The organism is Pseudomonas sp. PS01300, from assembly GCF_029960155.1.
Taxonomy (GTDB): Bacteria; Pseudomonadota; Gammaproteobacteria; order Pseudomonadales; family Pseudomonadaceae; genus Aquipseudomonas; species Aquipseudomonas palmensis.
Window position 1 is genome coordinate 1 of the sequence record NZ_JASCPN010000061.1, and the last position, 19,088, is coordinate 19,088.

Consider the following 19,088-nt stretch of genomic DNA (forward strand, 5'->3'; position numbering starts at 1 on the left):
GGTCAAGCCCGCTCCCACAGGGATTGCAGTGTTTTCAGGAACTGCACTGCACCTGTGGGAGCGGGCTTGACCCGCGATTCGATCTACAGGTCCAGCACCAGCCGTGCCGTGCGCGCCCGCGACACGCACAGCATCATGCTCTGCTGCGAAGCCTTCTCTTCATCGCTCAGGTACTGGTCGAAATGCTCGGCCTCACCCTCCAGAATCATGGTCTCGCAGGTGCCGCACACACCCTCGCGGCACAGGCATTCCACCTTGGCCGCCTTGGATTTCTCGATGGCCTGCAAGATGGTCATGCCTTCCTCCACCTGCAACTCCTGCCCTGAGCGCGCCAGCACCACGGTAAACGCCGCACCGGTCACCGGCGCCGCGGCAAACTGCTCCCAGTGCACGCGCTGCTCGGCAATGCCCAGCGATGCTGCGGTGGCGATCACCGCATCGATCAGCGGCTTGGGCCCGCACACATACACATGCGCCGCGTCATCCAGGCCCGCAAACAGCGCGGCCAGGTCCAGCTTGCGCTCCAGGCTGTCGATGTAGAACTGCGTGTTGGCCGCATGCGGCCCGCTGCTCAGTTCGGCCTGGAACGCGCCATGCTCGGGGCTGCGAAAGGCATAGTGCAGCTCGTAGGCGGTGCTGCCGGCCTCCAGTTCATGCAACTGCGCCAGAAACGGCGTGATGCCGATGCCGCCGGCGATCAGTACGTGCCGGCCCGCGCTCGGGTCCAGTGCGAACAGGTTGTTGGGGCTGGAGATGGTCAGCACGCTGCCCACCTCGACCTGCTGGTGCATGAACGCCGAGCCGCCCTTGGACTGCTCTTCAAGGCGCACGCCGATCTGGTAGCTGCGGGTGTCGCGCGGGTCGCTCATCAGTGAGTAGGCGTTGCTGAACTGGCGCCCGTCGGCGCCCTGCATCTGCACGATCACGTGGCTGCCACCGGTAAATGCCGGCATCGGCGCGCCGTCCTCACGGGCCAGGGTGAAGCGCTTGATCAGCGGCGTCGCCTGCTCGACGGCGGTTACCTGCACACTGAACATCTCGTATTTGTTGGCCATGATTCACCTCGACTGCCACTGGCTCACACGGCCAGGCACAGGTACTTGATTTGCAGATAGTCTTCGATGCCGTAGCGCGAGCCTTCGCGGCCCAGGCCCGACTGCTTGACGCCGCCAAACGGCGCCACTTCATTGGAGATCAGCCCGGTATTGATACCGACCATGCCGTACTCCAGTGCCTCGGCCACCTTGAACACCCGGGCGATGTCGCGGCTGTAGAAGTACGCCGCCAGGCCATACAGGGTGTCGTTGGCCTGGGCGATCACCTCTTCGTCGCTGCGAAAGCGCACGATGGCCGCCACCGGGCCGAAGATCTCGTCCTGCAGCAGCTGGGTGCCCGGCGCAATGTTGGCCAGCACCGTGGGTGCGAAGAAGTTGCCACCCAGCGCATGGGCTTCGCCGCCCAGCAGCAGGTCGGCGCCCTTGGCCACGGCGTCGTCGATCAGGCTGCGCACCTTGGCCACGGCCTTGTCGCTGATCAGCGGGCCGACCTGGCTCGCGGCGCTGGTGCCGTGGCCCACGCCCAGGGCGCGCACGCGCTCCACGAAGCGTTCGGTGAACTGCGCATACACGCTGTCATGCACGTAGAAACGGTTGACGCATACGCAGGTCTGGCCGGCGTTGCGGTACTTGGCTGCCAGCGCGCCTTCGACGGCGGCGTCGATGTCGGCATCGTCGAACACGATGAACGGCGCGTTGCCGCCCAGTTCCAGCGACACCTTCTTGATGCTCTGGGCACACTGGCCCATCAGCAGCCGGCCGATCGGGGTGGAGCCGGTAAAGCTCAGCTTGCGCACGGCCGGGTGCCCGGTGAACTGGGCGCCAATGGCCACTGCATCACCGGTGACCACGCTGAACACCCCGGCCGGGATGCCTGCACGTTCGGCCAGCTCCACCAGCGCCAGGGCGCAGAAGGGGGTTTCGTTGGCTGGCTTGACCACGATGGTGCAGCCGGCGGCCAGGGCCGGGGCCACCTTGCGCGTGATCATCGCCGCCGGGAAGTTCCACGGGGTGATGGCGGTGCACACGCCGATGCCCTGCTTGATCACCAGCAGGCGCTTGTCGCTGGAAGGGCTGGGGATGACATCGCCGTAGACGCGCTTGCCTTCCTCGGCAAACCATTCGATGAACGAGGCCGCGTAGCGGATCTCGCCCAGTGCCTCGTGCAGTGGCTTGCCCTGCTCGAAGGTCATCAGCCGGGCCAGGTCGTCTTCGTGTTGAAGCAGCAGTTCGAACCAGCGGCGCAGCACCTGCGCGCGGTCCTTGGCGGTGCGCTCGCGCCAGCCTTGCAGCGCGGCCTCGGCGGCTTCGATGGCGCGTACCGTCTCGGCGCCGCCCATCAGCGGCACGCTGCCCAGGCGCTCGCCGTTGGCCGGGTCGCAGACCTCGACCTGACGACCGTCGTCGGCATCGCACCAGTGGCCGTTGATGTACGCCTGTTGGCGCAGCAGTGTGGGATCGTTGAGTTTCACGCAAGGCACTCCATGCCGCCCCCGGCGTACCGGGGGCGGGCGTTGTCAGTCGTTGAGGTGGGCGACGGCGATCAGGTTGTGGAAGTGGGCGATGCCGTGCTCGCTCATGCCGCTGCGCTCACGGTCGGCCATGATCCGGCCCTGGCCACGGTAGCCGCGGGACTTGAGGCCCTTCTGCACGCTCTCGACCAGGCGCAGGTCCTCGGGGCGGAACACCTCGCGGTACCAGTCGATGAGTATCTGCTGCTCTTCGGTGATGTCCTTGTTCAGGAAGTACACGTCGTAGTGCTGCAGGGTGGTTTCGGCGTCGACCGGGAACTCGTAGATCACGGTCATGAAGTTCGCGCCTGGCGGCACGTTGAACATGGTGCACGGCCATGCCCAGAAGCCGGCGAAGGAGGGGTCCTTGACGCTTTCGTCGAACTTGAACGACTGCTCCGACGGCTTGGCCAGGCCATATTGCAGGGTCCAGTTGCCGTAGGTGGTGTGGCTGTACTGGCCGACGTCCACCGAGTCGGAGAAGCCCGGGTGCGCCGGGGCGCAGTGGTAGCACTCCAGGTAGTTGTCGACGATGGACTTCCAGTTGGCCGGGGTATCGCTGACGAAACGTGCTGCCAGGTGCAGGTCGTCGATCACCGCGCAGGCCTGGCGCATGCGTGCCTGCAGGCCGGGCAGCTGGTCTTCGACGCTGCCGGCGTCCATGTCCATGTTGATGAAGATGAAGCCTGCGTACTCTTCCACGCGCAGCTGCACCAGGGTGGAGTTCTGCTTGTCGAAGTTGACCACGTTCTCGCAGTTGCGTGCGTGGGCCAGTTCGCCGTCGAGCTTGAAGGTCCAGGCGTGGTACGGGCAGGTGATCACGTTCTTGGCCTTGCCGCTGCCGCTGAGCAACTGGTGGCCACGGTGCGGGCACACGTTGTAGAAGGCGCGCAGCACGCTGTCGCGACCACGCACCACGATGATGCTCTCGCCGATGATCTCGCGGGTGATGTAGGCGTTGTTCTCGGCCACTTCGCTGCGATGACCCACGCAGATCCAGCTGCGCGCGAAGATGTTCTCTTTCTCGTGCTCGAACACCGCAGGCTGGGTGTAGAACTTGGCCGGAATGGTGAAGGCCTCGTCTGCGCTGGCGCAGAAATCGGCGGGCAGGCGTTTGAAGTCGTTCATTGCTATCTCCTCACGGGGGCGTCCAGCCAGGCCGGCGCACCGTTGTTCAATTGGCTTTTACTTATTGGTTTACGTGTATCTATTGGTTAACAGAGCAGGCAAAAAAAAGGACCGTCAGGCCTGCATCCGTGCAGGTGGGTCGGGGTCAGCGACTCAGCGGGCCGTCGCGGTTACCGGGGCCGCTGCGGGTTGTTCAACGGGTTCAGGCTGTTCGGGCTGCTCGCCGGCCAGGCGCGCGGCCTCTTCCTCGATGCGGTGGGCCGGCACGTGGCCGTAGTCCTGCAGCATCCACTTGAAGAAGCCGTAGATCTTGATCAGCAGGATCACCATGAACGGGATCGCGGTCAGCACCACGGCGGTCTTCATGGTCGACAGCGAGGCCTTGGCGAACAGCATGGCCAGCGGTACCAGGGTCAGCACCACGCACCAGAACAGACGGTGGGTGGGGGTGGGGTCGTCGCCTTCGCGCAGGTTGCGGGTACTGGTGGCCGCCACGGCATAGGCGGCAGCGTCCATGTGCGAGGCGCAGAACACCGCCATGATGAACAGGTACACGCCCAGGAACACCTTGCCCATCGGCAGTGCTGTCAGCAGGGCACTGACCGCCGATTCGCCGCCTTGCTCGCTGAGGATCTTCGGTACGTCGATGGCGCCGTTGATGAACTGGTGCATGCTGTAGCTTTCCAGCGCGCCAAAGAAGAACCAGCAGCCCACGCTGCCACCGGCGAGCAGGGCGAACACCACTTCCTTGAGCTGGCGCCCACGGGACACACGGGTCACGAACATGGCCACGCCCGGGGCATAGGACACCCACCACAGCCAGTAGAACACCGTCCAGTTGCGGGTGAACGCGCCGTCGCCGGCCGGGTCGGTGAACAGGCTCATGCGCACATAGTTCTGCACCATCAGGCCGATGGAGTTGGCGGTGTTGTTGATGGTGAACTGGGTCGGGCCCACCAGAAGCACCACGCCGGCGAACACCAGCGCGCCGATGCACACCATCTTGCTCAGGCGCTGCAGGCCGCCATCGATGCCGATGTAGGAACTGAGCGAGAACAGGATGGCCACTGCACCGATCACCATCAGTTGCACGGTGAAGGTGTCGGGGGTGCCGGCCAGGTCATGCAGGCCGCGGGTCAGGGTCGAGGCGGTGAGCGCCAGCGACACGGTCAGCGCGCCCATCATGGTCAGCAGGAAGATCAGGTCCACGGTGCGACCGATCGGGCCGGTGGCCTTGAAGCCGGTCACCGCCTCGACGATCGAGGCCAGGTTCAGGCCGCTCTTCTTGCGCACGTGGAAGTGATAGGCCATGGCCAGCGAGGCCAGGGCATAGATCGACCAGGCGCTGATGCCCCAGTGGAAGAACGAGTAGCTGACGCTGTATTCCAGCGCCTGGCTCGATTGCGCGGCAATGTTCAGACCAGGGGTCTGGTAGTAGTAGGCCCATTCCATCACGCCCCAGTACAGGGTCGAGGACCCCATGCCGGCACAGATGAACATGAACACCCAGGTGGGGGTGGAGTACTCGGGCTTGCCGCTGCCGAAGCGGATGTTGCCGTACTTGCTGAACGCCAGATACAGCACGGCCAGCGAACTGCCGAATACCAGCACCTGGACACTGGTGCCGAAGGTACGGGTGGCAATCTCGAACAACTGGTTGGCGGCCTGTTCGGCCTGGGAGGGAAACACGGCGAGGCCGATCACGGTGAGCAGCACGGCAATCAGGCTCACGGTAATCAGGAACACATCTATCTGTTTTTTATTCTTGTGCGACATCATCGTCTCCTGGACGTTGGCGTTCTTATCTGTACCCGGCAGGCAATCCGGGGGGTAGTGCGGTAAAGCGTCCTCCTTCTGTTAACTATAAGTTAACGTCTATCTTTTGGTTAACAGATTCTGCCTAGAATCTTGTGGGCTCGCAAGAGGTGACGGGCCGGATTGTCTGGCAATTCAGACAACCGGCCCGTTGGTTCACCCTTCGATCAGCGCAGTGATGGCCTGGCCGACCTGTTGGGTGGACTTCTGCCCGCCCATGTCGCGGGTGGTGTCGCCGGCGGCGATCACGCGCTCGATGGCGCCAAGGATGTCGTCGTGGGCGGCGCGGTAGCGCGGGTCGGCGCCGTCATTGCCGAGGAACTCCAGCATCAGCGCCCCGGACCAGATCATCGCGATCGGGTTGGCGATGTTCTGGCCGAAGATATCCGGCGCCGAGCCGTGGACCGGTTCGAACAGCGACGGGAACCTGCGCTCGGGGTTGAGGTTGGCCGACGGTGCGATGCCGATGGTGCCGGCGCAGGCCGGGCCCAGGTCGGAGAGGATGTCGCCGAACAGGTTGGAAGCCACCACCACGTCGAAGCGGTCCGGCTGCAGCACGAAGCGTGCGCAGAGGATGTCGATGTGCTGCTTGTCCCAGCTGATCTCGGGGTAGTTGGCGGCCATCGCGGCGGTGCGCTCGTCCCAGTACGGCATGCTCACGGCCATGCCGTTGGACTTGGTGGCCGAGGTCACGTGCTTGCGCTCGCGGGTCTGCGCCACGTCGAAGGCATACTTGAGAATGCGGTCGACGCCGCGGCGGGTGAACACCGACTCCTGCAGCACGAACTCGTTTTCGGTGCCTTCGAACATGCGACCGCCCAGCGAGGAGTACTCGCCCTCGGTGTTCTCGCGGATCACCACGAAGTCGATGTCGCCCGGCTCGCGACCGGCCAGCGGGCAGGGTACGCCGGGGAACAGGCGCACCGGACGGATGTTCACGTACTGGTCGAAGTCGCGGCGGAACTTGAGCAGCGAGCCCCACAGCGAGATGTGGTCCGGCACCTTGTCGGGCCAGCCGACCGCACCGAAGTACAGCGCATCGAAGCCCTTGAGCTGCTCGAACCAGTCATCGGGCATCATCTTGCCGTGGGCCAGGTAATAGTCGCAGCTGGCCCACTCGAAGAATTCGAACTGGATGTCCAGGCCGTGCTTGCGCGCGGCGGCTTCGACCACGCGGATGCCCTCGGGCAGCACTTCGTTTCCGATACCGTCGCCGGGAATGGCGGCAATCTTGAAGGTCTTGGTCATGGCGGCTCACTCGTTGTTGTTTGGGAACAGGTGAGCGCATGCTATAAGCCATTGGGTCAGAGATAATCTCGCCCAACATGAATTCTTTGTGCACATATCGTGAATAGTCTGCCCAACCTCGAAGACCTCAACATTTTTGTCCAGGTGGCCAAGCGCGCCAGCTTTGCCGCGGTGGCCGAGCAACTGGGCATGTCGGCCGCGTTCATCAGTAAGCGTGTGCGCCTGCTCGAGCAGCAGATGGGCGTGCGCCTGCTGCACCGCACAACGCGGCGGGCGTCGCTGAGCGAGGAGGGCGAGCGGGTCTACCAGTGGGCCTTGCAGATCTTCGAGACGGTGCAGCGCATGGGCGACGACATCAGCACCCAGCACCGCGTGCCGGTGGGCCAGTTGCGTATCGCCAGCAGCCTGGGCCTGGGCCGGCGCTTCGTGGCGCCGGCGCTGTCGGAGCTGGCCGAGCGCTACCCGCAGCTGGATATCCGCCTGGACGTGCACGACCGCCTGGTGGACCTGATCGAAGAGGGGGTAGACCTGGATATCCGCGTGGGCAACGTGATTGCCCCGCACCTGATCGCCAAGCCGCTGGCCCACAACCGGCGCGTGCTGTGCGCCGCACCGGGCTACCTGCAACGGCGCGGCACGCCGCGCCAGCTGGCCGAGTTGAGCAGCCATGACTGTTTGGTGATCAAGGAGCGTGACCACCCGTTCGGCGTCTGGCAACTACAGGGGCCGCAGGGCGAGCAGAGCGTGCGGGTGACCGGCGGGCTGTCGACCAACCACGGCGAGGTGGCGCACCAATGGTGCCTGGACGGGCGGGGGATACTGCTGCGTTCGTACTGGGATGTGCACGACAGCCTGGCCGATGGCTGGCTGGTGCCGGTGCTGGAGGACTATCACCAGGCGGCGGACATCTGGGCGGTATACACCTCGCCCCTGGCCAGCTCGGCGAAAGTACGCGTGGCGGTCGAGTTCCTGCGCCAGTACTTCGCCGAGCGCTACAGCCTGCCGGTGCTGGGCTAGCCCTTGGCGGGCACGATCTTCTTGATGGTGCCGTTGGTGATTTCGATCAACACGTAGTTGTCCTGGATCTTGACCCACTGGCTGTCTTCGTCGGGCTGGCTCAAGCCCTTTTCCTTCCAGCCGCGCAGGGCCATGTCGTCGCGCTTGTAGAGGTCGGGGGCCTTGTCGTGCACCTTCAGCTCGCGGGTCGGGGACTCGGGGGCGACCACGCTGGGCTCGGCGGCCTGGGCCGGGAGCTGGACCAGCGCGACACTGCCGAGCAGGGCAAGGGTGGTGAACAGTTTGCGTGCAGTCATGCGGTACTCCTGATGGCTGGGGCTTGAAGAATCGGACTGCGCGCTGCTGCAAACATTCAATCGGCTGTACATCTGCGGCGTTGCCTTCGCTGGCAATGCCAGCTCCCACAGGGTTTTGTGAACGCCTGACACGGTTTCTGTGACACAACCCGCACCCCAGAGCCTTCGTCTGAACTTTTTGAAACGCCCGGGGTTCGAAAGGTCGCATTCGACCCCGAGTGCCTTTCACATAAATGGAGACTGAAAGTGATGTCCAAGCGATTCGGCAACCTGCTGCTCAAGACCTCGGCCCTGGCGGTACTGGCCGCCCCCCTGAGTGCACTGGCCGCAGCCCCCACCGACCCGATTGCAACCTTTGGTGTTCTCGGCGCCTACAACAAGTTCAAGCTCGAAGGCGGCAGCGAGTCCGATACCGACCGCATGGGTGAAGGCGGCCTGTTCTTCAACTTCGGCAACAAGCTCACCGCTGAATCCGGCTTCATCTACCAGGCCGGTGTCGACCTCAAGTACGGCGACCACAACGACACCAAGCTCAAGGAAGGCCAGGCCGACGTGGACCTGGGCTGGCGCGCCGCGATCGATGCGCGCAACTCGGTCGACCTGATCGTGGGCGGCGGCTACAACTGGTCGCGCTACGAGCTGGAATCCAACGGCTACGACATGAAGCTGACCGGTCGCACCCCCTTCGCCAAGGCCGCGCTGGGCTACAACCACCAGTTCGACGACATGACCCTGCGCCTGGAAGCCGGTGCACGCCGTTCGCTGGACAGCAAGGCCAAGCTGCATGTCGAAGACGTGGGCAACGACACCGTCGACCTCAAGGACCGTACCAACCCCTATGCCGAAGTCAGCCTGCTGATGAACCAGAAGGGCTCGATGCCGGTGATGACCGGCCTGTACTACACCCGCACCGAGTACAAGCTGGACGAAGACTCGGAAGTGGCCGACAACATCAAGCTCAAGCGTGACGAGTTCGGCATCAAGGTCGGCCTTGCGTTCTAAGGGCTAGCGCCCGCGCTTGCGCGACACCACCGCCTCGATGTTCTTGCGCCCGATCAGCCTTGGCTGTTCGGGCGCAGTCATTTCACCCAGCCACTTGTATATCACCAGGCAGTCGACCAGGCCCAGGCGGGCATGCTGGTAGGCCCTGGGCAGGCGCCCGACGGTCTCGAAGCCCAGCGCGTGCCACAGCGCCACGGCCACCTCGTTGCTGGCCACCACCGAGTTGAACTGCATGGCCAGGAAGCCCTCGTTGCGTGCCAGGCGCTGGGAGTGCTCGCACATCAGCCGCGCCACGCCGCGCCCGCGGGCGGCCTCGGCGACCATGTAGCCGCAGTTGCTCACATGGCTGCCGGGGCCTGCGGCATTGGCCTTGAGGTAGTACGCGCCCAGCAACTGGCCCTCGTCCTCGACCACCAGCGTGTGCAGCGGCACCTCAAGCCACAGGTGCCGGGCCTGCTCCAGGCTCAGGTTCGGGTCGTAGGCGTAGGTCTCCCGCGCTGCGATCACGGCCTGGAAGGTGGGCCAGAAACGGTCGAAATCGGCGGCGGTCATCGGGCGGATCTGCAGCATGGGAATCCTTGGCGGGCGAAGGGGGCGGGTGGGGCGCCATTCTAAGGGATTGTGCCCCGACCGGCGCAATCAACTGAACGCTGGCGCCGGGGTGGGCTCCAAATTCGACCACTGGTTGCGGATACCCACACATGTCGAAAATCATCACCCAGCCCTTGCCCGTGCAATCGAGCGACGAAGACGACCCGTTGCTGTTCGGCTCGCCCAAGGAGCGCCTGGACTTCTACCGGCGCGAGATCCAGTACGAAACCAGCCTGCTGTCCAACCGGACCAACGCCTACCTCACGGCGCAGTCGTTCCTGGTGATCGCCTTTGCCTCGTCGATGGCCAACCTCAACCCCGAATGGGGCAAGCTGTTCACCCTGGTGGTGCCGTGCCTGATGGCGCTGCTTGGCATCGTCAGCTCGCTCAACGCCTGGCCGGGCATACGCGCGGCCTACCTGATCATCGATCACTGGCACTTCAAGCAGAGCAACCTGCTGCACAGCAAGCCGGCCATGGGCCTGGCCTACGACGAATCGCCGCTGTTCAACGAGCTGGAATCGAGCCACAAGGGCTTTTGCAAGTCGCTGCTGTTCTCCATGCGCACGCCCTGGCTGTTCATCGGCTTCTGGCTGCTGCTGGGCAGCTTCTGCCTGTACATCCAGTTCACCAACCCGGGTGGTTGAGGCCACCGTGCAGGCCGGCTAGAGTGGCGGCTCATGCATTCACAGGGGAAGGGAACCCATGGAGTCGATCACCTTGCGCGCGGCCCGGGCCGGCGATGGGGCAGCGGTATTTGCGGTGACGCACCAGTCGATCACGCAATTGGCGGGTGGGCGCTATTCGGATGAGCAGTTGCGCGGCTGGATGGGCCAGCGAACCCATGAGGATTACGAGCGTTCCATTGCCAAGGGCTCGATGGTGGTGGCATGCCAGGGCGAGACGGTGGTCGGTTTTGTCGACGCTGAACCTGGCGAAGTCACGCGCCTGTTCGTGCTCCAGCAGGCGGCCGGCCAGCAACTGGGCAGCCGCCTGCTGGAGGCGGGCCTGGCCAAGGCCCGGGCGCCGGGCGTGGAGGTGATCAAGGTCGAGTCCACGCTCAATGCCGAGAGCTTCTATCAGCGTCACGGGTTTGTCGCCAAGGGGCGCGACTTCTTCTCCCACGGGGTGGGCGGCGACCCGATCGAGGTGGTGCTGATGGAGCGGCCTGCGCAGCCCTGAGCGCAGGCCCCGGGCCGGGTTACTCCCCGGCCTTGCCCACCGCATCCAGTGCGCGCGCCGAGTACACCAGGGCGGCGCCGGCGTTCATCGCCACGGCCACGCCCAGGGCCTCGGCGATTTCCTCACGGGTGGCGCCTTGCTTGACCGCCTGCGCCGAGTGCACGGCAATGCAGCCGTCGCAGCGGGTGGTCACCGCCACGGCCAGGGAGATCAGCTCGCGGGTCTTTGCGTCCAGGTGGTTGGTCTTGGCCCCGGCGCCGCTGGCGGTCATGTAGCCGTCGACCGTGCCGGGCGAGAGTTGCTTGAGGTCGCCGATACCGGCCATCAGCTGTTTGCGGTAGCCATCCCAGTCCATCATGCTCATCGTCTTCACCTTTTTGTGTTGCGACAAAATGAACAGTGAAGCTAGTTTTTTCGGCACTGGGGCGCCGTTGGTCGATGGTCGGGGTGGGGGCGTACTTTGGTAGGGGCCTTTTGCCGCAAGGCCGGCCCCCACAGGCTCACGCGCCGCCTGCAGGAGCCGGCCTTGCCGGCGAAAGGGCCACCTCAGATATAGATGAACACCAGCAGCAACAGCGCCACCACCGCCCACTTCTCCAGGTAGTAGCGCAGCCGGTTGCGCTTCTTCAGCGCCTTGCCGCGCTCGCGGATCTTGTAGATGCGCGTGAACAGCCGGTTGATCCCGCCGGTCTTGTCGCCCGCATCGTTCGGCGCCGCAGCGGCGGCCATCACCTTGCGGCTGAACCAGCGGTTGAACGCCGTCGCCCAGCGGTACTTCAGCGGTCGCTCCACATCACAGAACAGGATGATGCGGTTGTGCTCGGTGTGGTTGGCCGCGTAGTGGATGTAGGTTTCGTCGAACATCACCGCCTCGCCGTCGCGCCAGTGGTAGTTCTCGCCGTCGACGCAGATATAGCAGGCCTCGTCGTTGGGCGTGTCCAGCCCCAGGTGGTAGCGGTAGGAGCCGGCATACGGGTCACGATGGCGCACAAGTTTGGAGCCCGGCGGCAGGGTGGCGAACATCGCCGCCTTGACCGTGCCGATGCCCTGCAGCAGTTCGGTGGTGCGTGGGCACAGCTTCATGGCCGACGGGTGGCTTTCGCCGTACCACTTCAGGTAGAAGCGCTTCCAGCCGCTCTTGAAGAACGAGTTGAAGCCGACGTCGTCATGGCTCTGCGAACTCTTGATTTCGCCCACGTGCAGCAGTTGCTGGGCTTCGGCACGAATTTCCTGCCAGTTGTCCTGCAGCGGCTTGAGCTCGGGGAAGGCCTCCACCGGCAGGTAAGGCTTGGCCGGCAGCCGGGAGAACAGGTAGAGGAACACGTTGATCGGGGCCAGGAAGCTGGAGTGATCGCCCAGCTGGCGGGTGAGCTTGTGCCGCACGCGCCCGCGCAGGTGCACGTAGGCGATGGAGAAGACAAACAGTAGAACGAGAAAGATTTTCATGGTCGATTAACAGGTCGATGTGGCTATGCGCCATGGCATGAGCAGGCCAGCATAAACAATCAACCGCGTGCTTTGTACATATTGTTACGTTTTGGGGTGCCGACCTTTGGCTAGGTCGGCGGTCGTTCGGCAGGCATCAGGACGGTTGATGGCGCCACACCGGCTGGCCATGGGCATCCAGTGCCCAGTGCGCCAGCTTGGCCTGCAGGCGTACACCGCCTACCCAGCGTTCGGGGGCCGCCTGGTCCAGCCAGTAGGCGTCACCTGCCAGTACCCGCTGGCCCAGGGCCGTGAGGGTCAGGCTGCGTTGCGGCCAGGGCAGGTGAACGTCCGCTTCGATCAGCAACGGCGTGGGCGCATCGATCAGCGGGCGCATCAGCGCATGGAACATCTGGTCGCCCAGGTACGGCAGTGGCTCGCGCCTGCCCATGAGCTCTGCGAACACCCGGCCGAACGCCAGGCTGCCGGCCTCGGCGACGATGCCCAGGGCCAGGCGCTCGGTCAGCGACAGGCCGTCGGCCAGCCCCGGCAGTTCCTGCAACTGGCGCAGCATTGCCGGCGCCAGCAAGGGCAGTGCCGGGCTTGGCGCATGGGCCAGCTGCGCCCAGGCCAGTGGCGAGGGCGCGCAGTACGCCGCCCAGGCACGCCGGGCCAGCGCCAGCGCTGCCTCGTCCAGGCGCCGACGCTGGGGCCACAGCCAGGCCAGCAGGTCCGGCGCGAGCTGGCCGATGCCGATGAAACGCTGCACACCCGGCACCTGGCTGATCTCGATCAGTTCCAGGCACTCGGGCAACTGCTCGATGCCCGCCAGCACGCGGATCAGGAACAACTGGTCATAGGCATCCGCCTCGCACCACAGCACGGCGTGCGGGCACCCGTCGAGCTGCGCCAGGGCGGCGTACTCCTCGGCACTGCGCCGCGCCACGTCGGCTTCTGGCATGCCGAACACGCGGCTGATGTAGTCGTTGCGCAGGGCGAGCAACGGTTGCGCCGGCAGTGCCGGTACCGGGCCCATGCACAGCGGGTCGATGAAGGTATGGAAGGCCCCCTTGAAACCGGCCAGGCGCAGGGTATGGGCGATGTCGTTGCCGCACCGCCAATGCACGCTGCGGGCTTCGTCGTCGGCTTCGAAGCCGGGGTTGCGTGCGGCAAAGTCGATGGCGTCGACATGCGCCTTGAGCCTTGGCCAGCTGGCAAAGCCCAGCTCCTGCGCGATCAGCCACTGCGCATCGGCCAGGCGTGGGGCGCGGCTGTGGGGCAGGGGCTTGAAGTGCGCCGGCGCAGTGCCTGCCAGCAGGTGCCTGAGCAGGGTCTTGGCGCGTTTGCGCTGGTGTTCGAGGTTGATTCTGCCGTCATGGCAGATGTGCGGGGGCAGGGCGGCGAGCATACGATCTCCTGGGTCGGGCCTTGTCCGCTTGCAGGCCGGGAGTCGTATCGACGAATGAGGCTGTTCTGTACCGGGGCGTGGCCCTTTGCGCGGACGGCAGGCGCGGAGAACGCCAGGGCGTGACTATAGCGAAGCCCGCCGGCAGCGACAACGGGCAACCGGCGTGAGCGCACGATGCGGGAGAAATCGTGCCCTCGCCGTGCAGCAGGAGTACCCTGTCGCCTTCGCTCATTCTGGAACCCACTGGGCAAGGACCTTATGCCGATACTCCCTTCCAACAGCGATTTCATGCAACTGGCCCTGATCGAGGGGCGCCGTGCCTTGCCGGCGTGCCGGCCCAACCCGCCGGTGGGCTGCGTGATGGTCCGCGATCACCAGGTGATCAGCCAGGGCCACACCCAGCCGCCGGGGCAGCCCCATGCCGAGGCGATGGCGTTGGCGAAATTGCCGGAAGGGGGCCGGGGTGTGACAGCGTATGTGACCCTGGAGCCCTGTTCGTTCCAGGGGCGCACCCCGTCGTGTGCCCTGGCGTTGATCGACAAGGGGGTGGAGCGGGTGTTCGTCGGCATGCTCGACCCGGACCCGCGCAATGCCGGGGCCGGGGTTCGCCTGTTGCGCCAGGCCGGTGTCGAGGTGATCGTCGGGCTGCTGGCCGAAGAGGTCTCCAGGGACCTGCGCACCTACCTGCTGGCCGAGGCCTGAGGCGCCCCACCCACTCCAGCCGCCGGCCTTGCCGGCGAAGGCGCGCCCGCAACCTGGCATGCATAGCCTCATCGCTATGTATTTTTGTATATTGCGAGGGTCTTTCCCCGAAGTGCCATCGCCATGTCCAGCATTCGTCAACGCAACCAGCAGCTGATTCTCGAGGCCGCCAGCGAGGAATTCGCCAGCAAGGGCTACAACGCCGCCCAGACCCGCGACATCGCGGCCCGCGCCGGCGTGCCCAAGGCCAACCTGTACTACTACTTCCAGACCAAGGAAAACCTCTACACCCGGGTGCTGATGGCCTTTCTGGAACCCTTGCTCGCGGCCTCCGCCGTGTTGCGCGCCAGCGATGACCCGCAGGTGGCGCTGCCGGCCTACATCCAGGCGCGCATCCGCATCGTGCGTGACCACCCGTACACCTCCAACGTGTTCAGCAGCGAGCTGCTGCACGGGGCCAAGCAACTGCCCGGGGTGTGCCGCGACCTGCTGCGCGCCGAGGCGCAGCTCAACGTGCACTGCCTGAACAGCTGGATCAAACGCGGCCTGATCGCCCCGGTCGACCCGCAACACCTGATGCTGTTCATCTGGTCGGCCACCCGCACCTACACCAATTTCGGCTGGCGCATGGCCCAGCTCACGGGCGTGCATGCGCCCCAGGGCGACGACTACGCGCTGGCGGCCGCCACCATCACCCGCCTGGTGCTGCAGGGCGCCACGCCTGGCATGCCGGCGCCGCGCCCCATGCGGCCGACCAACTAGAAACAATCCTGCATTTTTTTGTACACGAAACTGTATTAAAGATTTTCACCTCCCCAGCCGAAACAGCGGTGATAGCAAATTGCCAGAACTCACGCTGCACGGGTGACTGGCGCCTCATGCCCGGGGAGGGTGAAGCGCGCGATGAATATAAAAAACAAGCTGGTCCTTGCGTTTGTACTGGTGGCTTTCATCCCGGTGACGGTGGTCGCGGTGGTCAGCGTGATGAACATCCGCACCCAGGCGGTTGAACAGTTCATCGATGGCAGCACCCGGGAAATACGCCAGATCGACGGCAACATGCGCCAGTTCTTCGACGGGATGCAGCAGAACGTCGATCAGATGTCGGCCGATCCTGTATACAGCGCTGTGCAGACGCTCAAGGACTACCGCGCTGCCGACGCTGCCAGCCTGCCCCTGCCAGCGCCGGCCCAGGGGGTGATCGACGCCTTTGCACGCTTTGGCGCCACCCACCCGGCGGCGGCCATCCTGTCCATCGGCCTGGAAGACGGCACCTACGCCAAGTGGCCGGATGACCCGCAACTGGCCAACTACGACCCGCGCCAGCGCCCCTGGTACAAGGCCGCGATGGCCAGCCCCGGCAAGACCGTGCGCACCCCGGCCTACTACTACGACAAGGACGACGTGGCCCTGGTGGGCACCGCCCGGGCCATGCTCGACGGCGCCGGCAAGCCCCGCGGCGTGTTCGTGGTCAGCGTCTCGCTGAAGAACCTCACCGAACTGGTCAAGAGCATCAAGCTGGGTCAAAGCGGCTACGTGATGCTGATCGAGGACGGTGTGGTGCTGGTCGACCCGCGCGACGCCGGGCACAGCTTCAAGCCGCTCAAGGACCTGGGCGAGCCCTACGCCAGGCTCGCGGCCACCGAACAGGGGGCTGCCGACGTCGAGATCGACGGGATTCGCTACATGGCCAACGTATGGACCTCCCCAGGCCTGGGCTGGCGCTTCGTGGGCCTGATCGAGCAGCGCGAAGTGATGGGCGCCGCCACGCGCATGACCTACCTGGCCGGGATCATCGTGGTGGTGCTGGCGATCTTCTTCGCGCTGATCGGCGCCGCGTTCGCCCGGGTGATCGTCAAGCCCATCGGCCAGGTCAGCACGGGCCTGCAGTCAATCGCCGAGGGCGAGGGCGACCTGCGCCGCGACCTGGTTGTGCAGGGCAGGGACGAAACCGCCGAGCTGGCCGGCTGGTTCAACCGGTTTCTGGCGGCCATCCGCCAGTTGATCCAGCGCATCGGCGCAGCCTCCACCAACCTGCACGACGCCTCGCAGGTCAACAGCGAGGTGGCCACCAACATGAACCAGGCGGCCGGGCGCCAGCGTGAAGCGGTGGAGCTGGTTTCCACCGCATTCAACGAAATGGTCGCCACCGCCAACGAGGTGGCCCGCTCGTGCAGCAACGCCGCCGATTCCGCCGAAAGCGGGCATCGCCGGGTGGCCGAAGGCAAGCAGCAGATCGAGCTGACCACCGAGAACGTCAACCGCCTGGGCAACCGCCTGAGCGAGTCGTCCCAGGCCATGGTCGAGCTGGAGGAGGGCAGCCGCAGCATCAACCAGATCCTGGGCACCATTCGCGCCATCGCCGAGCAGACCAACCTGCTGGCGCTCAATGCCGCCATCGAGGCCGCTCGCGCCGGCGACCAGGGCCGCGGCTTTGCCGTGGTGGCGGACGAGGTGCGCGCGCTGGCCAAGCGCACCGCCGACTCCACCGGCGAAATCGACCAGTTGCTCGGTACCCTCGCCAGCAAGACCCAGGAGGTATCGCAGAAGATGCAAAGCTGCCAGGACCTGTCCCGGGCCAGTGTCACCTCCATCGAAAGCGCGCGCGACAGCTTCGAGGGCATCCAGCTGTCGGTCAACGAGATCCGCGACCAGAACCTGCAGATCTCGGCTGCTGCCGAGGAGCAGCACAGTGTGGCCGAGGAGATCAACCGGCATATCCAGCAGATCTACGACGAAGCGCGCCTGGTCGAAAGCCTGGCCAGCTCGGCGCAGGAGGACTCCGGACGACTGTCCACGCTGTCGGCCGAATTGAACGCACTGGTGGGCCGCTTCAAGTCCTGACCACCGACAACGTTACAATTAATGTCAATGTGATATCATGGCTTCACTGCCGCCGAGTGATCCCGCCGGCAGTGGAGCAAGCACTCATAAAGAACACTGCCCTCCCGCTTCACCGCCTTGCCTGCAGAACCTGACCGCGCCGCCTGTCCCGTCGCGGGTTGTACTTTTGCAGCCACAAGGAACACCCCATGCTTCTGCGCTCCCTCAACATTTCCCTGCGTGCCGGCCTCAGCTTCGCGCTGATTGCCCTGCTGGCGATGGCCCTTGGCGGCCTGTCGCTGCTGGAAATGCGTCGAATGAACGAACAGTCCAACCAGGTCGACCAGAACTGGCTGCCCTCGATTGTCGCGGCCAACGGCGTAGCGCTGACCAGCACCCAGATCCGCACCCTGACCCTGCGCCTGCTGGTACTGCGCGACGGCGACGACCTGCAGGACCTGATCACGCGTCTGCACCAGCTCGAAGCGCAGCTGGACACCCAGGAGGCGACCTATGCCGGGCTGATCACCCTGGCGCAGGAACAGGCCGCGTTCGCCCGCTACCAGCAGGCCAAGACGCGCTACCTTGCCGATCAGCACAAGGTCGTCCAATTACTGCAGCAGGGGCGCAAGGACGACGCCATCGCGCTGGTGGACGCCGGCCCGTACCTGACCAATGCCGACGGCATGCTCACCGACCTGCTCGAAATCATTGCGCTCAACGACAAGGGCGGGGAGCAGGCGGCCCAACGCAGCACCGAGGTATTCCATGGCGCCATCAGCCTGGTGCTGGCGATTCTGGCCGTGGTGCTGGCTTTGACCGTGGCGCTTGCAGTGCTGCTCACGCGCAGCATCGTGCGCCCGCTGGGCGAAGCCGTGGGCATTGCCCAGACCATCGCCGGTGGCGACCTGTGCGACGAGATCAGCATCAGCGGCAAGGATGAGCCGGCGCGTCTGCTGCTGGCGCTGCGCGACATGCAGGGCAGCCTGCGCGGCACGCTGCAGAAAATCGCCAGTTCCTCCAGCCAGCTGGCCTCGGCCGCCGAAGAGCTGCAGGCTGCCACCGACGACTCCAATCGCGCGCTGCAGCAGCAGAACGACGAAGTGGAGCAGGCGGCCACGGCGGTGAACGAGATGACGGCGGCCGTGGAGGAGGTGGCCCGCAACGCCGTGAGCACCTCCGAGGCTTCGCGCCAGACCGACGAGACCGCCCACCACGGCCGCGAGCAGGTGCAGCGCACCGTCGACTCCATCGGCCAGCTCACCGACGACGTGACCCACACCTGCGAGCAGGTCGAGCACCTGGCGGGCGATGTACGCAACATCGGCCAGGTGCTGGAAGTGATCCGCGCGATTGCCGAACAGACCAACCTGCTGGCCCTCAACGCCGCCATCGAGGCGGCCCGGGCCGGGGATGCCGGGCGCGGCTTCGCCGTGGTGGCCGACGAGGTTCGGGCGCTGGCGCACCGCACCCAGCAGTCCACCCAGGAGATCGAGACCATGATCGGGACCATCGAGCAGGGCACCGGCACGGCGGTCACGGCAATGCGCAACAGCAACCAGCGCGCCCACGCCACCCTGGAAGTGGCGCAGCTGTGCGGTCACGCCCTGGACGAGATCACCCAGGCCATCACCGGCATCAACGAGCGCAACCTGGTGATCGCCAGCGCCAGCGAGGAGCAGGCCCAGGTGGCCCGCGAGGTGGACCGCAACCTGGTCAACATCCGTGACCTGTCGATCCAGACCGCGGCCGGTGCACGCCAGAGCAATGCCGCCAGCCAGGCGCTGGCAGGCCTTGCGGTCGACCTCAACCTGCTGGTGACCCAGTTCAAGGTCTAGCAGTAGCCACCATCACGTAGCGCCCCCGGGTCCCCTGCCTTAGACTC

At 65.3% G+C, this 19,088-nt stretch carries 18 protein-coding genes; 8 read left to right on the forward strand and 10 right to left on the reverse strand.

Annotated elements, in window-relative coordinates; translation table 11 throughout:
- Positions 1 to 83: 83 nt before the first annotated feature.
- From QMX96_RS22130 to QMX96_RS22150, 5 genes are all read right to left on the reverse strand, one after another.
- On the reverse strand, positions 84 to 1,055 hold the full coding sequence (locus QMX96_RS22130) for a PDR/VanB family oxidoreductase (protein ID WP_054914401.1): 972 nt from the start codon (positions 1,053 to 1,055) through the stop codon (positions 84 to 86).
- A gap of 23 nt (positions 1,056 to 1,078) precedes the next feature.
- The gene (locus tag QMX96_RS22135; protein ID WP_282362422.1) at positions 1,079 to 2,527 is read right to left on the reverse strand and encodes an NAD-dependent succinate-semialdehyde dehydrogenase; all 1,449 of its coding nucleotides are present in this window, start codon (positions 2,525 to 2,527) and stop codon (positions 1,079 to 1,081) included.
- A gap of 45 nt (positions 2,528 to 2,572) precedes the next feature.
- Positions 2,573 to 3,694 carry a ring-hydroxylating oxygenase subunit alpha gene (locus QMX96_RS22140; protein WP_282362423.1) on the reverse strand — a complete coding sequence of 374 codons (1,122 nt, stop codon included), beginning with the start codon at positions 3,692 to 3,694 and terminating at the stop codon, positions 2,573 to 2,575.
- Between the two features lie 153 nt (positions 3,695 to 3,847).
- Positions 3,848 to 5,470 carry a BCCT family transporter gene (locus tag QMX96_RS22145; protein WP_043863951.1) on the reverse strand — a complete coding sequence of 541 codons (1,623 nt, stop codon included), beginning with the start codon at positions 5,468 to 5,470 and terminating at the stop codon, positions 3,848 to 3,850.
- Positions 5,471 to 5,665: 195 nt separating this feature from the next.
- Positions 5,666 to 6,757, reverse strand: coding sequence for a tartrate dehydrogenase (locus QMX96_RS22150; RefSeq protein ID WP_043863950.1), 1,092 nt, complete (start codon positions 6,755 to 6,757; stop codon positions 5,666 to 5,668).
- Positions 6,758 to 6,856: 99 nt separating this feature from the next.
- On the opposite strand from QMX96_RS22150, the gene QMX96_RS22155 reads away from it, so the two are divergent.
- The gene (locus QMX96_RS22155) at positions 6,857 to 7,774 is read left to right on the forward strand and encodes a LysR substrate-binding domain-containing protein (protein ID WP_282362424.1); all 918 of its coding nucleotides are present in this window, start codon (positions 6,857 to 6,859) and stop codon (positions 7,772 to 7,774) included.
- Here QMX96_RS22155 and QMX96_RS22160 read toward each other — a convergent pair.
- Positions 7,771 to 8,070 carry an RcnB family protein gene (locus QMX96_RS22160; RefSeq protein WP_043863948.1) on the reverse strand — a complete coding sequence of 100 codons (300 nt, stop codon included), beginning with the start codon at positions 8,068 to 8,070 and terminating at the stop codon, positions 7,771 to 7,773. The genes QMX96_RS22155 and QMX96_RS22160 overlap by 4 nt on opposite strands.
- 249 nt (positions 8,071 to 8,319) lie before the next feature.
- Here QMX96_RS22160 and QMX96_RS22165 point away from each other — a divergent pair, with 249 nt between their 5' ends.
- Positions 8,320 to 9,072: an outer membrane beta-barrel protein gene (locus tag QMX96_RS22165; RefSeq protein ID WP_282362426.1), complete on the forward strand. Its 753-nt coding sequence runs from the start codon at positions 8,320 to 8,322 to the stop codon at positions 9,070 to 9,072.
- Between the two features lie 3 nt (positions 9,073 to 9,075).
- Here the strand turns inward: QMX96_RS22165 and QMX96_RS22170 are convergent, their stop codons facing one another.
- Complete coding sequence (locus tag QMX96_RS22170) at positions 9,076 to 9,642, reverse strand: N-acetyltransferase (protein WP_282362427.1); 567 nt, start codon at positions 9,640 to 9,642, stop codon at positions 9,076 to 9,078.
- Positions 9,643 to 9,773: 131 nt separating this feature from the next.
- Here QMX96_RS22170 and QMX96_RS22175 point away from each other — a divergent pair, with 131 nt between their 5' ends.
- Positions 9,774 to 10,310 (forward strand): hypothetical protein, encoded by a 537-nt coding sequence (locus QMX96_RS22175; RefSeq protein ID WP_043860251.1) that lies wholly within the window; start codon positions 9,774 to 9,776, stop codon positions 10,308 to 10,310.
- A gap of 58 nt (positions 10,311 to 10,368) precedes the next feature.
- On the forward strand, positions 10,369 to 10,845 hold the full coding sequence (locus tag QMX96_RS22180) for a GNAT family N-acetyltransferase (RefSeq protein WP_210015297.1): 477 nt from the start codon (positions 10,369 to 10,371) through the stop codon (positions 10,843 to 10,845).
- 19 nt (positions 10,846 to 10,864) lie between these two features.
- Here QMX96_RS22180 and QMX96_RS22185 read toward each other — a convergent pair whose 3' ends face one another.
- From QMX96_RS22185 to QMX96_RS22195, 3 genes are all read right to left on the reverse strand, one after another.
- The gene (locus QMX96_RS22185; RefSeq protein WP_078481264.1) at positions 10,865 to 11,209 is read right to left on the reverse strand and encodes a carboxymuconolactone decarboxylase family protein; all 345 of its coding nucleotides are present in this window, start codon (positions 11,207 to 11,209) and stop codon (positions 10,865 to 10,867) included.
- Positions 11,210 to 11,391: 182 nt separating this feature from the next.
- On the reverse strand, positions 11,392 to 12,291 hold the full coding sequence (lpxO, locus tag QMX96_RS22190) for a lipid A hydroxylase LpxO (RefSeq protein WP_043860248.1): 900 nt from the start codon (positions 12,289 to 12,291) through the stop codon (positions 11,392 to 11,394).
- A gap of 136 nt (positions 12,292 to 12,427) precedes the next feature.
- Entirely contained in the window at positions 12,428 to 13,678 is a 1,251-nt protein-coding gene (locus QMX96_RS22195; RefSeq protein WP_282362429.1) for a DUF1835 domain-containing protein, read from the reverse strand.
- A 258-nt stretch (positions 13,679 to 13,936) separates the two neighbouring features.
- Here QMX96_RS22195 and QMX96_RS22200 point away from each other — a divergent pair, with 258 nt between their 5' ends.
- The 4 genes from QMX96_RS22200 (at position 13,937) to QMX96_RS22215 (ending at position 19,041) form a co-directional block, all read left to right on the forward strand.
- On the forward strand, positions 13,937 to 14,380 hold the full coding sequence (locus tag QMX96_RS22200; protein ID WP_043860246.1) for a bifunctional diaminohydroxyphosphoribosylaminopyrimidine deaminase/5-amino-6-(5-phosphoribosylamino)uracil reductase RibD: 444 nt from the start codon (positions 13,937 to 13,939) through the stop codon (positions 14,378 to 14,380).
- Between the two features lie 123 nt (positions 14,381 to 14,503).
- Complete coding sequence (locus QMX96_RS22205; RefSeq protein WP_043860245.1) at positions 14,504 to 15,142, forward strand: TetR/AcrR family transcriptional regulator; 639 nt, start codon at positions 14,504 to 14,506, stop codon at positions 15,140 to 15,142.
- A gap of 141 nt (positions 15,143 to 15,283) precedes the next feature.
- On the forward strand, positions 15,284 to 17,224 hold the full coding sequence (locus QMX96_RS22210; RefSeq protein WP_282362430.1) for a methyl-accepting chemotaxis protein: 1,941 nt from the start codon (positions 15,284 to 15,286) through the stop codon (positions 17,222 to 17,224).
- Positions 17,225 to 17,412: 188 nt separating this feature from the next.
- Positions 17,413 to 19,041: a methyl-accepting chemotaxis protein gene (locus tag QMX96_RS22215; protein WP_043860243.1), complete on the forward strand. Its 1,629-nt coding sequence runs from the start codon at positions 17,413 to 17,415 to the stop codon at positions 19,039 to 19,041.
- The last annotated feature ends 47 nt before the right edge of the window (positions 19,042 to 19,088 follow it).

Bases quoted from the DNA above. Each gene is read 5' to 3' on its own strand.
- QMX96_RS22130 (WP_054914401.1), bottom strand. From the start codon at position 1,055: ATGGCCAACAAATACGAGATGTTCAGTGTGCAGGTAACCGCCGTCGAG.
- QMX96_RS22140 (WP_282362423.1), bottom strand. From the start codon at position 3,694: ATGAACGACTTCAAACGCCTGCCCGCCGATTTCTGCGCCAGCGCAGAC.
- QMX96_RS22145 (WP_043863951.1), bottom strand. From the start codon at position 5,470: ATGTCGCACAAGAATAAAAAACAGATAGATGTGTTCCTGATTACCGTG.
- QMX96_RS22150 (WP_043863950.1), bottom strand. From the start codon at position 6,757: ATGACCAAGACCTTCAAGATTGCCGCCATTCCCGGCGACGGTATCGGA.
- QMX96_RS22160 (WP_043863948.1), bottom strand. From the start codon at position 8,070: ATGACTGCACGCAAACTGTTCACCACCCTTGCCCTGCTCGGCAGTGTC.
- QMX96_RS22165 (WP_282362426.1), top strand. From the start codon at position 8,320: ATGTCCAAGCGATTCGGCAACCTGCTGCTCAAGACCTCGGCCCTGGCG.
- QMX96_RS22170 (WP_282362427.1), bottom strand. From the start codon at position 9,642: ATGCTGCAGATCCGCCCGATGACCGCCGCCGATTTCGACCGTTTCTGG.
- QMX96_RS22175 (WP_043860251.1), top strand. From the start codon at position 9,774: ATGTCGAAAATCATCACCCAGCCCTTGCCCGTGCAATCGAGCGACGAA.
- QMX96_RS22180 (WP_210015297.1), top strand. From the start codon at position 10,369: ATGGAGTCGATCACCTTGCGCGCGGCCCGGGCCGGCGATGGGGCAGCG.
- QMX96_RS22185 (WP_078481264.1), bottom strand. From the start codon at position 11,209: ATGAGCATGATGGACTGGGATGGCTACCGCAAACAGCTGATGGCCGGT.
- lpxO (WP_043860248.1), bottom strand. From the start codon at position 12,291: ATGAAAATCTTTCTCGTTCTACTGTTTGTCTTCTCCATCGCCTACGTG.
- QMX96_RS22195 (WP_282362429.1), bottom strand. From the start codon at position 13,678: ATGCTCGCCGCCCTGCCCCCGCACATCTGCCATGACGGCAGAATCAAC.
- QMX96_RS22200 (WP_043860246.1), top strand. From the start codon at position 13,937: ATGCCGATACTCCCTTCCAACAGCGATTTCATGCAACTGGCCCTGATC.
- QMX96_RS22205 (WP_043860245.1), top strand. From the start codon at position 14,504: ATGTCCAGCATTCGTCAACGCAACCAGCAGCTGATTCTCGAGGCCGCC.
- QMX96_RS22210 (WP_282362430.1), top strand. From the start codon at position 15,284: ATGAATATAAAAAACAAGCTGGTCCTTGCGTTTGTACTGGTGGCTTTC.
- QMX96_RS22215 (WP_043860243.1), top strand. From the start codon at position 17,413: ATGCTTCTGCGCTCCCTCAACATTTCCCTGCGTGCCGGCCTCAGCTTC.